Source organism: Anaerocolumna sp. MB42-C2, from assembly GCF_030913705.1.
Lineage (GTDB): Bacteria > Bacillota > Clostridia > Lachnospirales > Lachnospiraceae > Anaerocolumna.
The window spans coordinates 5,092,481-5,108,162 of sequence record NZ_CP133190.1 but is presented as its reverse complement, the minus strand read 5'-3'; the positions used below and the strand labels follow the sequence as shown (position 1 = coordinate 5,108,162).

The 15,682-nt window shown below is 34.4% G+C and carries 12 protein-coding genes; 1 reads left to right on the top strand and 11 read right to left on the bottom strand.

The features are described from left to right. Positions 1–8 precede the first annotated feature (8 nt). Both RBU59_RS22600 and RBU59_RS22595 read right to left on the bottom strand, forming a co-directional pair. Complete coding sequence (locus tag RBU59_RS22600) at positions 9–1,325, bottom strand: ABC transporter substrate-binding protein (RefSeq protein WP_308144737.1); 1,317 nt, start codon at positions 1,323–1,325, stop codon at positions 9–11. Positions 1,326–1,385: 60 nt separating this feature from the next. Next, a complete protein-coding gene (locus RBU59_RS22595) occupies positions 1,386–2,837 on the bottom strand; it encodes a GH32 C-terminal domain-containing protein (RefSeq protein WP_308144736.1) in 1,452 nt (483 codons plus the stop codon). A 380-nt stretch (positions 2,838–3,217) separates the two neighbouring features. Here RBU59_RS22595 and RBU59_RS22590 point away from each other — a divergent pair, with 380 nt between their 5' ends. Beyond that, the gene (locus RBU59_RS22590) at positions 3,218–4,249 is read left to right on the top strand and encodes a LacI family DNA-binding transcriptional regulator (RefSeq protein WP_308144735.1); all 1,032 of its coding nucleotides are present in this window, start codon (positions 3,218–3,220) and stop codon (positions 4,247–4,249) included. A gap of 128 nt (positions 4,250–4,377) precedes the next feature. On the opposite strand, the gene RBU59_RS22585 is transcribed toward RBU59_RS22590, so the two are convergent. From RBU59_RS22585 to RBU59_RS22545, 9 genes are all read right to left on the bottom strand, one after another. Beyond that, on the bottom strand, positions 4,378–4,992 hold the full coding sequence (locus RBU59_RS22585) for an HAD-IA family hydrolase (protein WP_308144734.1): 615 nt from the start codon (positions 4,990–4,992) through the stop codon (positions 4,378–4,380). Positions 4,993–5,036: 44 nt separating this feature from the next. Further along, positions 5,037–6,086: a LacI family DNA-binding transcriptional regulator gene (locus RBU59_RS22580; RefSeq protein ID WP_308144733.1), complete on the bottom strand. Its 1,050-nt coding sequence runs from the start codon at positions 6,084–6,086 to the stop codon at positions 5,037–5,039. Positions 6,087–6,188: 102 nt separating this feature from the next. Beyond that, positions 6,189–7,790 carry a family 43 glycosylhydrolase gene (locus tag RBU59_RS22575; RefSeq protein WP_308144732.1) on the bottom strand — a complete coding sequence of 534 codons (1,602 nt, stop codon included), beginning with the start codon at positions 7,788–7,790 and terminating at the stop codon, positions 6,189–6,191. Between the two features lie 163 nt (positions 7,791–7,953). Further along, a complete protein-coding gene (locus RBU59_RS22570; RefSeq protein ID WP_308144731.1) occupies positions 7,954–9,330 on the bottom strand; it encodes an ABC transporter substrate-binding protein in 1,377 nt (458 codons plus the stop codon). 72 nt (positions 9,331–9,402) lie between these two features. Beyond that, complete coding sequence (locus RBU59_RS22565) at positions 9,403–10,347, bottom strand: carbohydrate ABC transporter permease (RefSeq protein ID WP_308144730.1); 945 nt, start codon at positions 10,345–10,347, stop codon at positions 9,403–9,405. A 10-nt stretch (positions 10,348–10,357) separates the two neighbouring features. After that, positions 10,358–11,284 (bottom strand): carbohydrate ABC transporter permease, encoded by a 927-nt coding sequence (locus RBU59_RS22560; RefSeq protein WP_308144729.1) that lies wholly within the window; start codon positions 11,282–11,284, stop codon positions 10,358–10,360. Further along, positions 11,281–13,539 (bottom strand): DUF5696 domain-containing protein, encoded by a 2,259-nt coding sequence (locus RBU59_RS22555; protein WP_308144728.1) that lies wholly within the window; start codon positions 13,537–13,539, stop codon positions 11,281–11,283. The genes RBU59_RS22560 and RBU59_RS22555 overlap by 4 nt, the downstream gene beginning before the upstream one ends. 23 nt (positions 13,540–13,562) lie before the next feature. Beyond that, positions 13,563–14,192 (bottom strand): Yip1 family protein, encoded by a 630-nt coding sequence (locus RBU59_RS22550; RefSeq protein WP_308144727.1) that lies wholly within the window; start codon positions 14,190–14,192, stop codon positions 13,563–13,565. After that, complete coding sequence (locus RBU59_RS22545) at positions 14,192–15,655, bottom strand: hypothetical protein (protein WP_308144726.1); 1,464 nt, start codon at positions 15,653–15,655, stop codon at positions 14,192–14,194. Before RBU59_RS22545 ends, RBU59_RS22550 begins: the two co-directional genes overlap by 1 nt. Positions 15,656–15,682: the final 27 nt, after the last annotated feature.

Here is a 15,682-nt window from a genome sequence, read left to right as displayed (position 1 = left end):
TTTTTAATTTAATTTTTACTGGCTGCTATTGAATCATCCACTAACCCAGCGAACTCCTCTTCGGACATATCCCCGGCTGCTAATAATAACATATTGTCCTGCATTATGGAATTCGTACTTGAGTCCAGATAAGTATCCCAAGGTTTTAGGAAATGTTCGCCCGTATTATTCATATCATCCTGAATTCTTAAATAAAGATCAGTAAATTTTATATCTTTTGGTAACTCTGTTTTAATCGGAGACATCTGCTGTCTTCCGGCATAGATTTTGCCGTAATTTTCTATCACATAGAGTATGAAATCTTTTGTTTTCGCATCAAATGTATCTATATTAAATGCCATTCCTATGCCTGAGTTTACGCAGAATTCATTAGCTCCTGTTTTACCGTCCGGGGTTGTGGGCAGATAGAAATAATCAATCTTTCCAGCTTCATATTGATCTAACATTGCCGCCTGTTCCCAGTCCCCCATATAGTACATTGCTGATTTACCATCCAAAAACAGGGACTGTGCGGTTGCATAATCAGTTGCAGCAAAACCTTCATTAAAGTACTGTCCCATTTGTTTCAAGAACTTAATTGCTTTCATTCCGGTTTCATCACCCATAGAAGCTTTACCGTCACGAAGATTAACAATATAATCATTGGCTGTATCACGGAAAGGCAACATTGCCAGATAACGCTGTACCGGCCATCTGTCAACACCATCTACGGATATTGGTGTTATTCCATTCCCTTTTAAGGCCGCACAAGCATCTAACCATTCATCCATGGTTTTTGGAACTTCAATATTATTTGCAGCAAAGATTTCTTTGTTATACCAAATCATTTCAACATGATATTCTAAAGGCAGGGTATACATTGACCCATCGGTAAATTCCTGGTATTTTAATGCAATTGGATAAAAGTCATCATATTTTTCCTCTTCTTTTAGAAAAGATTTTACATCTACCAATAAACCTGCATCCACCAGTTCCTTGCAGTATGGATTTGCATCAATGTCAATAATATCAGGCATATTATTTCCGGCAATTAACGTCTTTAATTTCTGTAAATAGGAGGGCCTGTCCGCTGTGGTTTCCACATCCAGTACCCAGTTTCCATCATGTTCCTCGCTGTACTTCTTAGCTATCTCTCTCATGGTTAAATCAATAGCACCGTCAACAGGTCTGGACGCAAGCCATTTTACAACCGTAGTCTTTTCCGATGATTTTGTCTGATTTTCAGTGACACCAGGTTCTGTACTGTCGGTTTTACTGCCGCACCCAGTTACAAGCGAAATAATCATCACTAACACCATAAGTAAGTTAAGCATTCTTTTTTTCATATTATTCTCTCCTTTTCTTTATCTAAACAAAAGAAATTGTGACCGAATAGTTACAAGCAGTCATTCTTTTGTTTTAATCACTAAATTTTTAACGGCTGCCTTTCCTTGTATCAGATACACCCCCGCATACTCCCCCTTATGATCATACATTCTTGTAGACATGGCGACTTCATTATTGATATATACTACACAGATATCTTCTTCGCGTAACATGAAAATATGGTATTTATCTCCCTCTGGAAGTCTTCTCACCGTTTCTACCTGATAAGCCACATCCCCTTTTATCTGCCATTGATAAAAGCCCTGTTCACTTCTTGGCCACATGTCCCATGCCGCCATATTCTTCCTGCGATCCATTTTAAGAAAATACCCTTTTTCCATCTCTTTATCCGCATGTACTGCTATTCCAAATTCATGGGCCTGTTCCACTTCCAAATCAAACTCCAGGCTAAATGCATCCTTAGGTATTGGAAATAGAGCAGCGCCTAACATATGAGCTTCTATCCGGTAAATACCATTTTCATTCTCTACTGTGCAATGAAATGGCTCAAACTGCCTTACCGCTTCCTTTTTATCAAAGTAATATCTGCTTCCTTCCGTTGGTTTTATTTTAAGGATTCCCGTATTTTTCTCTTGAATAATTTCATGGAATACCATGGTTCCTCCCCACTCCCAGGCACCAAAATCATTATTTCCTTTTTTACTGGGTATCCAGCCGAATGCAAATCTCTGCCTGCCATTGGAAGCCGTTTTTATTGCATAATTAGCCCGCGTATCAAACACATCATCTTCCGGAATAATCCAAGGACCGTTAAGGCTTTCAGCCATTCTGTAATGGGTTACGAAGCGGTCATTGAAGGTAGAAAATACCAGGTACCACCATTCACCCATCCGAAAAACTTCCGGACACTCCATGGTTACATACATATTCGGTTCAAAAAATGGTTCCGCATAATTCCAGTTTTTTAAGTCCTTTGATTTACAAAGTGCAATGCACCCCCCTCTTATAGCTCCTGCGTTTTTCCTTCTGGCAGCTAAAAGCATCCAATACTGTTCCTCTTCTTCATTCCAAAATACATATGGATCTCTCCAATCAAAGGCTTCATATATAGTATCATCTGCTACAAACAAAAAATCTTCCTCATTTTCCAAATGATAAAGGTCTCTGCCTTTTGCCCTCATGACAGACTGTACGCTTTTTCCATTAATCTTAATATCTGCATTATAGGCAGTATAGTATGCATAATACATTCCATCCTTATCTTTTATTATAGAACCTGTATATGCATTTTTATTAGGTTTATCCTCTCCGCCTCTTTTAATTGCTTCCCCATGATAATCCAAATTAACAAAGTCTTTCGTTGTTACCAGATGCCATGTAGTTTCTTCCGCATATTCATCTTTTTTGCACCTTGGATCATGTAGATAAAATCCGTAGTATAGTCCATCTTCATAATAGGGAATCAAATCACCCACCCATGCATCTTCTGGCCTGTAGAATAATTTTGACATAAAACGCTTATACCTCTTGCTTTCGTTCAAATGCACATTATGCACTTTTTATTTATTGCATTTTTGTTTTCTTTCCAGCTGCTTGCTGTATATACATAATACCCTTTTTTCAGGATATTTTCAATATTCGATTGTGTATTATATACATTTTCTACATTTCTATCTAATATAGCATATAGTTTATATACATAATAAATAAAAATAATACGGTTTTGTGTGCATTTAGTGCACTGTGTGCACACTTTATAATTTCGTGCGGTTACTGAATTATTTTATTCCATCACGATACATTCATACACTTTTCGTTTTATGCATTTCTATTTGCATTTTTGTGCTATTTATAATATAATTTTAAAAAAAGCAAAGGAGATTCTGTAATTATGAAATGTACAATAAAAGATATTGCAGCAGCCTTGCAGATATCGCGAAACACTGTATCAAAAGCTCTTAGCGGCAGTCCGGGTGTTTCTGATGCTACCAGAAGAGTGATTCAGGAGAAAGCAAGGGAAATGAATTATCAAAGTTCTATTATGGAATATAATTTTTCCGATTCATCTATTATCCATGGCTCTATATTATTTTTAACCCGGGCTTCTGCCAATTACTCTGAATTCTGGACTAATGTATTAAAAGGAATTGAGTCCGTTTTACGTCCAAATGCTTATAATTTAGTATTGGGAATTATGGCTGAGAATGACTTAAAGAATCTGCAATTTCCCTCTACCATCAATGATCCGACGATAAAGGGAATCATTCTGGTGGAAATTTGCGATGAACGTGTCATTAATGCATTATTAAATTACAATATACCAATTGTAACGGTAGACATGCCCCGTGATTACGAACAAATCATGGGTAAACTTGACATTATTACTATGGAGAATAAAATAAACTTAAAACAATTTATATCTGAATTGATTAGAAAAGGGGCCAGCCGTTTCGCGTTTGCCGGAGATATCTATTCCTCAAATGTCGGCAGAGGTTTTCAGGAGCGTTTCGATGCATTATGTGAAACATTAAAAACGAATCAACTAAAGCTGGATGATAAGTGTTCCCTGCTTTACGAAACGGACGATAAATTTATGGATTTTACTTATTTAATTAATAAAATTAAGAAAATGCAATCTATACCGGATGTTTTCATCTGCGGTAACGATTGGACGGGAATTCAATTAATGCACGCCCTCCAATTCCTAGGATACCGTATTCCTAAAGATGTTTCAATTGTAGGTTTTGATAACATTCCCGAATCCAGCAAAGTACATCCCCCTCTCACGACTATAGACACACCGAAAGAACAATTAGGTATCTCCGCTGCAAATTGTATTATCGAGCGGATCAAGAATCCTAAAACCCCTTGTGTTTACTCTCAGTATACTACTTCACTTATTTATAGAGAATCAACTATATAGCGATGGGTCTTACAGAAATAGTTTGTCTACAGTTTAAGGGCTGCCGATTGGCAGCCCTTAGATATTATATAACAATTACTTTGATTTTTAGACTGGTTTCCATAAATCACTGCATACTTAGTTTGTCCTTATATAATTTTTACAGAAAGAACCTTATCTATTTTTTCAGCCAGATCATAAAAATCTTTTACATGTACAGCATTAAAACTCAGATTTAATGCTGCATCAATATTCTTCTTAGAATCATCAAAATATAAAATTTCATGAGCCTTGCACTGTAAAGTTTTCAGTACAGCTTGATAAATTTCCTTTTGCGGTTTAATAAAACCCATTTCATAGGATAAAAATTTCATATAAAAATAGCGTTCAAAGATCTCTTCTCCCTCTATATTATTCCAGTGTAGAACATTAGTATTTGATAGACAAGCTAACACGAAATTTCTTTTATACAAATTATCAAGCAGTTGTTCCACACCATCATATAAAACACTTTTTCGTGCCATAAGTATATTCATGACAGCATTTGGCTTCAGATCCATATCCAGCTCATTTCCTCTGACTTCCGAAAATTCTGCTGGTGTAATGTTTCCTGCTTCAAAATCAGACACTGCTTTGGAAGAGTCCCAATTCTTAAAAAATTCCTCGATTGTAATATTATTTTCCTTTAAAATCTCATCGGCAGAATTAGTGGCTTTAGCTAGTACTCCATCAATATCAAATAAGATACATTTATAATTATCCATATTAATACCTGTTTTGCATAGATTCTAAATAGTTTTTTAAACTATTACCATACAATACTCTTTCTTGTAGACTCTCTCACAACAATTTCTGTATCTACATATATAATTTGCCTTTTTCTATTTGGGGTATTGATTCTTGCCAATAAATTTTCAAATGCACATCTTCCTAAATCTTCTCTAAAAACTCTTACAGTAGTCAATGTAGGACTGATATTAACTGCATCTGGGATATCATCAAAAGAAATAATCTGGACTTCGTCAGGAATTATATAGTGCAATTGTTTAAGGGCTTTTACAATGTTTACTGCTATTGCATCATTAGCACATACAAATGCATCTGGCACTTTTTCCATTTTCTGAATCCTCTCGATTATCCAAGGTACATTAAAATAATTATCTCCATCATCAACAGTCATACAATTATTTGGATTAACAGGAATACCAGACTCCCTTAAGGCATTTACATATCCCATATATCTTTCATAGAAACCTCTGCAGTGATGGTAATCTCCAACAAAACCGATATCGCTGCTACCATCTTTTATTAATTTCTTAACCATACTATTTACATAAAATTCATTATTCATCATGATGATATCGTAATTTCCTTCGATATTCCATGCATCATAATAGAATTCAACAAATATTATAGGAATTTCCGTAGCTATCAACTTTTCTATATAATTTCTGTCAAACAGCTCCATACAGACAATACCATCAACTAATCCGCTCCTAACATTAGAAGGAAGCTGCATTGTTTCGATATCAATATCACGAATATTTGACAATAGAAGATTATATCCTTCCCCCTCGATCATTTTCTGAATTTCATTTACTATGTGAGCAAAAAAGTATGAGTTAATAATATCGCCTTTTGTTAAAATAAGTATATTTTTTGTTATTGAATACGACATTTTGTCAGATATTTTATTTTGAAGTTGTCCATATTCTTTATAATTCATTTCCATTGCCAACTGAATTACTTTTTCTTTTGTTTCCACCGGTCCATTATATTTGCCGTTAAATATTTTAGATACCGTATTTCTTGATAATCCTGCTTTATCAGCGATGTCCTGAATTTTTACTTTATTCATTTCATGTTACCTCTCTTATAAATATATACGAAAAGTATACCATGTGATGTGTAAATATACAACTTAGGTTTACAAAATGACACTTTATATAAAGTGTATGTATTATGGAACATAAATCTGTATGTCAGAAAATGTAGTTTTCCCTCCAATACTGAATAAGCCCCACTTGTTTCCTCTTGCCTTATAAATTCGATTGCTTAATACCTTTGTGTCATTCATATACAATACGATAATATCATTTTCAACTACCAGTTTTACATCATAGGTAACACCTTCATCAAAATGGAATACGGAATAAACACTTGGATCAGCAAATCTCATTCTGTTCAAAATACAGCTATCATATCTTAATAAATCTTTTTTTGAATCCAGATCAATACCCAATGAATTTTCAAACTTATTAGTTTTACCAAATGAAAAACCAGTACCATATCCCTTTTTATCAATCCTGACCTTACAAGTTAGTAACATGGTATTAGGAAGTGTTCCAAAATCTACTCCTGATATGTTTTCCCCGTCACTCTCTATAACTGCTGTAGTCCCGGCTACACCGGCATTTCCAATAAGTGAAGCTTTCGGCAAATCAATCTTATTCTTAAAATAATCCATGTATTGCAATGGCATTTTTGCTGTTAGCGTTCCATCTGGATTTTGCCCAAGTTCATAAACACAGAGATTTCCAGCCCAGCTATAATTATTGGTATCATTTCCGTCCTTTTTTCTATTAATAAAACCGAATAAATACCTTTTACCTTGGTATTCGGTTGTTTTTGCTGCATAAAATGCCTGCCCATCTAACACATTGTTATCAGGCTCTGTAAATGGTCCATTCATCGAATCACTCATTGCATAATAGGTGACATTATTCCAACTGTAGAATAAATAATATTTTTGTCCCAATTTAAACAAATCCGGGCATTCCATCATATAATACTTGTCAGGTGCATAGATCGGCTCCTTTAAGGTCCATTTCGATAAATCACTCGAAGTGAATTTTGCAATAAAGCCCCCAAGATTATCATTTCTAGCTGCAACTAACATCCAGTAACATTTCTCTTCCTCATTCCAGAAAACGAAAGGATCTCTGAAATCGTCCCCACTATATTCTTCTGGCGCTTGAAATGTATCTTTTGATATTTTTTCCCATTTCTTATTATCAGAACTGATGGCGTGCATAATCCGTTCTTTGTCAAGCCCTTTGTCCGGGTATGAATCATTATGTCCGGTATAAAAACAATGATATACACCGTTTGCAAGCAAAAAACTTCCTGTACCAATAGCTATATCCGGATCATCGGATGAGTTTGAATACGGGATTGCCAATCCATCGTCCGAATAATTATAAAGATTACTGGTTGAAAATTTGTAAATTGGATGATATCCAATTCCATTATGGTCCGTATCAAACAGATAATATAACTGGATTCCTTTGTCATCTGTTAGAGGCATAATATCTCCAACGTAATTATTTTCCGAAGTCATAAATAACTTATAGGTTTTTTCATTAATATGATTGTTAACTGTCTCAGCTGTATCTGTATTCACTGTTTGATTATTCTCCTGTACAGAATTTTTATTATATGCTTCATCTGTCACGGTATTTACTCCATTCTCATTGATTGTTTTATCTATCTTTTTGCTGCACCCACAAAGCAGTGTCATAATGATTACTATTAAGAAAATCGGCTTAATTTTCTTCTTCATTCTAACTCCCATCTGTGTGCTTTAACACACATGCAAATCAGGATTAAACTCCTTTAACCCATCACCGCTATAGTATAGGCGGTGATGGAAAATATCTATCCAAATGTTTACATCCCCATTTATGTAAATACATTCAATTAATTTTTATGAATGACTTAACCCTCTACTGTTCTAAAGTAGTCTTGACACCTTTTTTAATCTGTTCATCTGCATTCGTAAGGAATGTGCTTACCGGAGTTCCTTTAATCATTCCCTGGTAAATGGTAGTATTTGCATCCCAATAACCATCAATTCCTATCGGAGTAAACAGGATATTTTGTGCTAATGTATTCATTAAATCAACATCTTCCTGTCCATACTTATCCAGTAATTGGTTATCATTGAAATCTTTAAGCATTTCTGCTGACATTCTCATAAATGCTGCGGCACCTGCTCCGTTTGTCGAGGTAACAGGAATACAAAATCCAGACATACCACCGCCACATTGATTATCCTGTCCTGAAGGTCCTTTCGGAAGAGGTGCCCAGCCAATTTCATAATCATCACTTGCATATGCAGTCATACCATTAAATCCATATTCACAGGTCATTGCTAGTTTTCCTTTTTTAAATGCATTAATAAAGTAATCACCTGTTTGGCTTGCATCTATAAATTTATCTTTAATAAAAGCATTCTGTAAGAAGGTTATTGTTTCAGTTGCTTGAGGAGTCATATAATTATCTCCGATTGAACCATCTTCATTGTATACCATATTAGTAATACCATCGGTTGCTAAAAACTGAACATACGTTCCATCCCACCAACCAAATCCAAAGGTATCAGTTTTGGAATCACCATCCGTATCTCCTGTCAAAGCTAATGCAGCTTCACGGAAAGAATCCCAGGTCCAGTTACCTCCTTTATAGTAATCCATAGGTGTTTCTACACCAGAATTATCAAATAATGTTTTGTTAAAGTAGATAACAACAGGTGTTGCATCAATACCAAGTGCATATGGAGCACCACCGAAAGTAAAGGCTTTCGTTACTCCGGGATTCCAGAAGCTGTCATTAGCATCCATATATTGAGAAACATCCTGGACTAATTTTTTGGCAGGATATACCGGGAAGTTCTGGTCATTTGCCTGTGCTAAATCTACTGCTTCTCCTGCATTCACCTTTTTTATTAAAGTATCTTTCTGGTCACCCCAGGCAACAGGAACTATGTTAACTTTGCCACCATATTTTTTTTCAAAAGCATCCTTAACACTCCAAACCGCATCAAAAGTATCTGGATTAGCTTTTAAATTTGTTTTGTATTGGTCTTCTGAAGTATGCCATAATATTGTGATATTTGGGTTATCCAACTTATCGGGTAGCGTTGACTTTACTTCATCTTCTGTTGTTTCATTTGTCTGTGTATCTTCAGTTGTGTTCGTTACGCTTGTGTTAGTATTGTCTGAATCAGTACTAACATCATTATTCACAGCCTTATTTGTACATGCTGTAAACAACATAGTGGATATAACTAATACCATAAATACTGAAATTATTTTTTTCATAAAATACCTCCTAATGTGTTTTTTTATTAATAAATGGGGATATATCTTATATTTAAATATTTAAATATAAACCTATTTGATGCCCATATGCTCTATACTGTCTGAAAAATATTTTTGTGTTATTAAATATAGAACGAACATAGGAATTATTGCGAGCAGACATCCCGCCTGCATCCGGGTAACAATTCTTAGAGGATCCGATGTTGTCTGTCCGCCAACATAAGATGCCAAATCAACTCTTAAGAATGACAATGCGACAATTAAGGTTCTTCTTGAAGTACCAAGAAACTGTTTTGCTTGATAATAATCATTAAAATGCCATACAAAAGAAAACAGGAATACTGATATGATTGCATTTTTTGCATTTGGCAGCATTATTTGTAAGAATGTACGAAGCGGACCGCTTCCATCCACATATGCTGCTTCTTCCAAAGAACTTGACATCGATTCAAAAAATTGCTTAAAGATATAGATATAAAGCCCTGATCGGATTCCTGCTCCAAGCAGGGAAGGTAAATAAAAAGTCCAATTGGTTCCAATCAAATTGATGGATGCCGGCGTTCCAAATATTTTCGAAAACACTGGCAATAATCCGCCTAACTTAAAATATTTCATATTCATGTAGGATGGAAGAATTATTGTCTGCGATGGAACAATCAGCGTTAAAATAACGCAGGCAAATAATATTTTTTTACCTGGAAATTTATACCTTGCAAAACCATATCCAGCTAAAGCGCAGGATAACACATCCAATATAGCACAACCAAATCCTAATCCAAGACTGGTTTTTAACGCACTTATATACTTCATGGAATTAAAGGCATCAACAAAACCAGTAATTGAAAGATGTTTAGGTATCCAGATAATACTTGGATCATATGCGTCGGCAGGTGTTCTTATTGACATGCTGATTATATATAACACCGGATATAACAGCTGATAGGATAACAAAATTAAAACAGCATACTTACATAGTTTTACAATTATCTTTGCCAGTTTATTTTTTTTAATATTCATCTTTTCCCCCTTAATTATCCTGTTTCACAATATATCTATTTAAAAGTAGAAAAACAATTATAAGAACTACTGAAACCATTATAAAATAAAGCATCGCCAAAGCACTGGAATAACCTAGTCTTACTTGTTCGAACGCCATTGAATATATCATTTGGATAATTCGGTTTCCGTAATCGGAAAACATATCAATTATACTAAAAATTATATTTAAGAGTATCATTGGCGTAAGCATCGGCAGTGTTATCTTAAAAAATTGTTCAAATACCCGGGCTCCTTCAAGGGAAGAGGCTTCATAAACATAATCAGGTATATTATGAAGACCAGAAAGAAACAGAAGAATTTGCACTCCTGATAACCAGGTAAGGTCAAAAATTACATTTATTATTTGATTAATAAAATTTAAAATACCCTGGTTTAATCCCATTGATAAAAACAGTGAATTTAACCCCCCTGAAGTAAATAAATAGATTGAATTGCTGCTGCCCTTAATTCCCTGTGAGAATACATCTTCTCTTAAAATCTGCATTAATACACCTGAGCCAATAATTACAGGAAGGAATGCTATGGCTCTCATAAGACCTCTTCCTGCAAATTTACCTTTTAATAACAAAGCAAAGCATAAACTATAAACTATAATCAACGGAATCCTTATTAAATCTTTTAGCGAGTTAACACATTGAATGATAAAATCTGTGTCCTTAAACAATGCATAATTATAATTCTTGAGTCCAATAAAACTGCTTGCAAATCCTTTTGGTGTGGACTCAAGTTTTTCAAAGGAGTATTGAATGGATTCTCCAAATGGAACTGCAAAAAATAACAAGAATCCAAGAAACCAAGGTAAGATGAACATAAATCCGTAAATTTTCTTTCTTGTGCTGTAAGGAAGCTTCTTTTTCACTTTTTGTTTTTTGTTATTATTGTTTTTGTTCATCATCTATCACCCCTTACAATAAAATCTTTCGCACGAATCGTTACTCCATCCACCGAAACTTCTGTGTTATTATAATTTGTATATACGGCAGCGCCGTTACTATAACTCGTCTTAAAGACTCCATTCACAATTTCTTTATGACCTGTTATTGTTTGTCCATAAGTAACAGACAACTTAGAAAATCGTTTTGCGGTAGTTACAATATCATCTTTCCAATCATTAAATCCGACAGAATATAGATAGGAATATTGGGTATTCATTAAAACCGAAGGATCTCTCTCTATCAGTTTATAATTGGGGTTTACTCCGGTTTCAGCGAGTTTTAAGAGATAATCCTGTATGTTTCCCTGCATATTTACAGGTTCACTGTATAATGTTGCATACCCTGACATAACAATTTGATAAAAAGGAATTGAAGCATCTTCCATGTCATACTCGCTGGAATATACCGGGGTATCGGTAATGATATCTGCATACGGCATTGAATATCCAAAAGCCCTGTCAAGCAGTAAAGAATCCGTATTAGCATCTAATTCAGCTAAAATATCCTTAAAAATACTTCCGGTCTCATTTCTAGAAATTCCGTTCTTCTTATAATTTGAATACATAGTATTCGCAATACCCTCTAGTCCAAGGTTGGTTAAATTATTTTTCTTTATAGAAATTAATAATTTCTTACTTAAACCTGTTACCTTTGATGGTGAGAGAAGATAAGTCGGGCTTATAGCTGAATTTTTATCCCCCGTGCTTAATAAATATTCATATTGATTCGCCGCAGAACGGTATACACTTCTGGTTGAATCTGTTTTATAATACCCATTACCCGTCTGATACATATTCACTATATTAAAGGATGGATAGAAACCAATTCCCATGCTTTTTAATTCTTTGATTGATTTATAAAACTCTGATTTACCGCCTAATCTGTTATCCAATTTAATTTTTGCAGGTAATTTACTCTTTATCCCATCTTTTAAAAATCCGGTATACCAAAGGTTTAAATCAATAAAAGAATTTGAATTGAGATCATTTGCTATTCTTAATACATCAGAATAAGAAGTTAAGACTTCAACTGTTTTATAAGGCACTCCAAGGAATGTAGCTACCTTATCTACAGCGCCAATCAGATTAACATTGATTTTTGCCTTATCCTCTGTTTCTTGAGATAATTTGGTCATTCCTTTTTCATCTACCAAATATTTCTGATATCTAAGTGCCATATCCGTATAGGTTGCGTTTTGATTTAGGAAGTAATAACGCACTTCATATTTAGGAAATTTGTTAAATTGTTCCGTCCACATGAAAGAAGTTTCCTCATTATTACTATTGGCAAATAATTTATTCGTATCTAGCTGCATAAAGTCTATCTTGGAATACACTATATTGTTAGATGAAGTTTTGCCGCTCACCTCAGCACCAATTTCCGCCTGATATTCACCTTGTGCAATAATACCTAACATTGCATCATCATTTCTTTTTATTCCAAAAACCGGCATAGTAACATTTTCTTTCTTTTCTGTTATATTTAATGTACTAAGTGCATTATCTCTGCCATAAACAGGTTGGGAATAGGAAAGGTATGTCTGTTTTTGATTATTAAAATTCATGATACTGCCGCTGCCGTCCGGTATTACTAAATAACCAGTATCCTTAGTACTTCCACAGCCCATATATGGTAAAAATGTAATATTCGATATTTTAAATGAATCATGCTGCACGATTTTATTACAAAGTATATCAGCAGTAAAATAATCCTCTTTCAGACCGTAGTATACTGGAATTTCAAAACCTGTTTCATTGAAATAATATGTAACGTACACTCCGTTATCTGCCAATCTGTAATCAAATGTCTTTTTTTTAACACTACCAACAAAACTATTGACAATAAAAGAGCTGCTCTGATCATCAATATACCCGACAATCAATTGAGATAATATATTTGTTTTATTTAATCCAAACGCTGCTTTATCACTCTTTGCATTCTCAGGATTCGATCTCCAGATCTCGTCTGTTTTTTTATCTTCTATCCATATTTCAGCAGTATCTTCTTTAAAATACAATTTTAGGCTGTCACTCTCTGCAGCCAAAACTGTATCTGATTTGATTAATTCGATGGTTTTTTCCCTCCATTTTTTTACATTTAAGGCATCTTCTTGTGTACTACTCTGTAAAATGTAAATGAACCAGCAACACCCCCCCAATATCATTAAATATAAAATAATTTTTATCACTATTTTCAACTTTATTTTGTTGGTCAAGGAAATCGCACCTGCTTTCTACTCTATAGTCGGAATAAAATTTCACTGAAAATTGTCTTTATGAAATTAATAAATTCTGTATATAAATTACCCACCAGAACTGAAATAAATAGTATAACAGCCATAATTCCCACCGAGAATATACATGCAGCAATGGTTTCGGTAAAACCATATTCATGTATAATCATAGTTCCAATAAATAAGATGATTAAGCTCCATAACAGTCCAAAAAGTTTCACATAATCTGCAAATGGTTCATTCAATACCAAAAAATTGCTAAGGAATATACCGGTAATTTTTGCAATAATATGAGGTACCGAACAATAAGCACTTAATATCCAGATATCTCTGAATCTACCCGTTCCATTTTTCAGAATACTTACAACCCAGTTTCCGCAAGTCCACATAGCAAAAGGAAATACCACCTTAGCAAATACCACAAAAACATTAAGATCGCTTAGTTTGTTATGATTAAATATAAAACCCGTATTCTGACGTTCCATGATGGAAGCGAGGAACCAGATAAATAAAATAACAAATGATATACCAAACACTCCTTCATTCTTAAAACGAATATCATAGGAAGCATCAAAGGGATGAAAAATCATATAAAAAGGATTAGAAGCTTTTGCTTTTTTCATTTTCATATTCATTATATCTTCCTCCTGGTTCTCAGCTTTTTCTTAAAGATTTTAAGGATATTGGAACTAAGGATAAGAATAATTACACCTAACATGATGTAAGGTGAATAGTTTCGAATCACCTGCAAACGTATTTTTGAAAAGGCACGTGAATAGCTGTATCTTTCACCACCATCTTTCAAATATTTTAAAGACTCAGTATATTCCCCATTCTGTGAAAGAGCCTTTCCCAATCCTTCATATGCCATTACATTATTGTTGTTGCGCTTTAACACCTGTTTCCAGGTATCTGCTGATTCTTGATACAGTCCGTCATTATATAGAATAGTGGCTTTTCTAAGCAGTGATTCGTATTCTGTTGGCTGAAAGAGTGTTACACTATTTTTTAACGAATCCAAAACATAAATGTATCCTTTATAAACTTCAATCGCAATTGGAGTGGAAAATGTCCCCAACTGATTTCCTAAACCTCCGAATACTGATATTAAATTGCCTTCCTGATCTCTCTCAAAAACCCGCCCTCTGGTATTATCCAAACCAAATATGAAACCATCGGAATCAACCTTAATATCAATAAATGAAGAATCTACAACAGCCGCGAGATTATAGGAACGCTCATAATCTCCAAAGTTTATTTCATTATTTCCATGTTTGTAATAAGTATTATTACCCAGTGGATTCAATTTTTTAACCTGGCTTAAAGGTGTTGAGGTTCCGACTGTGGTAGTATACGCAAAACCATCAGCACTACAGTCAATATTAGAATATTCAATTGGCAGTATACTAGTCATTGAATTCCTTTGTTCATCGCTTAATAGACTTTTCCACATATATTGGAACAATACGGTTGATGTAACCTCAACTTTGTTCGCTCCGTAATAGTCCATAAAATTTCCATTACTATCAAACTGTAATAATCCTGTATAGCAGCCTTTTGAAAGTAAATAAATTCTTCCATATATGTCTACACTTACTTTGGTTGGCCGAAATTCAAAATCCTTTGGAATTAAATTATTGACCGGCTTTTCTATTACCGAAATCAATTTATCGTCTTTTACAAGAATTACTCTCGATAGTGACGGCTGAGTAACATAGATTGTTCCATCCGAGCTAACATATAATCCTTCCGGATCTGTGATTTCTTCTTTTTTTTCGTTATTAATAACACTAGCTATGATTTTAATAAGATTCAAATCCTTATCTACAATTACTAAGCGGTTATTTCCGGTATCCGCAATATACAATTTTCCATCTGCGTCCATATACATATCCTGTGGTTGATTCAGCACACCTTGGCCTAACATATTACCGGTTTTACTTGCTGTAGCGATATAGCTCTCAGGAGCAGCTACCGATTGCCTCCATTCGTTATATGTATAAGAGTTATAGTTTGCCTCTGCATATGCCACCTGCTTTGTACTTAAAACTGTAATCAAAATCATTAACAAGCAAATTACTCTCTTAAATCTATTCATTCTGACTCCTATCCGCATGTAACGCAT

What these genes read in the sequence shown, in the direction of transcription:
- RBU59_RS22560 (WP_308144729.1), bottom strand. Translation starts at nt 11,284, where the DNA reads ATGATGAACAAAAACAATAATAACAAAAAACAAAAAGTGAAAAAGAAG.
- RBU59_RS22585 (WP_308144734.1), bottom strand. Translation starts at nt 4,992, where the DNA reads ATGGATAATTATAAATGTATCTTATTTGATATTGATGGAGTACTAGCT.
- RBU59_RS22575 (WP_308144732.1), bottom strand. Translation starts at nt 7,790, where the DNA reads ATGAAGAAGAAAATTAAGCCGATTTTCTTAATAGTAATCATTATGACA.
- RBU59_RS22570 (WP_308144731.1), bottom strand. Translation starts at nt 9,330, where the DNA reads ATGAAAAAAATAATTTCAGTATTTATGGTATTAGTTATATCCACTATG.
- RBU59_RS22580 (WP_308144733.1), bottom strand. Translation starts at nt 6,086, where the DNA reads ATGAATAAAGTAAAAATTCAGGACATCGCTGATAAAGCAGGATTATCA.
- RBU59_RS22550 (WP_308144727.1), bottom strand. Translation starts at nt 14,192, where the DNA reads ATGAATATGAAAATGAAAAAAGCAAAAGCTTCTAATCCTTTTTATATG.
- RBU59_RS22600 (WP_308144737.1), bottom strand. Translation starts at nt 1,325, where the DNA reads ATGAAAAAAAGAATGCTTAACTTACTTATGGTGTTAGTGATGATTATT.
- RBU59_RS22590 (WP_308144735.1), top strand. Translation starts at nt 3,218, where the DNA reads ATGAAATGTACAATAAAAGATATTGCAGCAGCCTTGCAGATATCGCGA.
- RBU59_RS22595 (WP_308144736.1), bottom strand. Translation starts at nt 2,837, where the DNA reads ATGTCAAAATTATTCTACAGGCCAGAAGATGCATGGGTGGGTGATTTG.
- RBU59_RS22565 (WP_308144730.1), bottom strand. Translation starts at nt 10,347, where the DNA reads ATGAATATTAAAAAAAATAAACTGGCAAAGATAATTGTAAAACTATGT.
- RBU59_RS22545 (WP_308144726.1), bottom strand. Translation starts at nt 15,655, where the DNA reads ATGAATAGATTTAAGAGAGTAATTTGCTTGTTAATGATTTTGATTACA.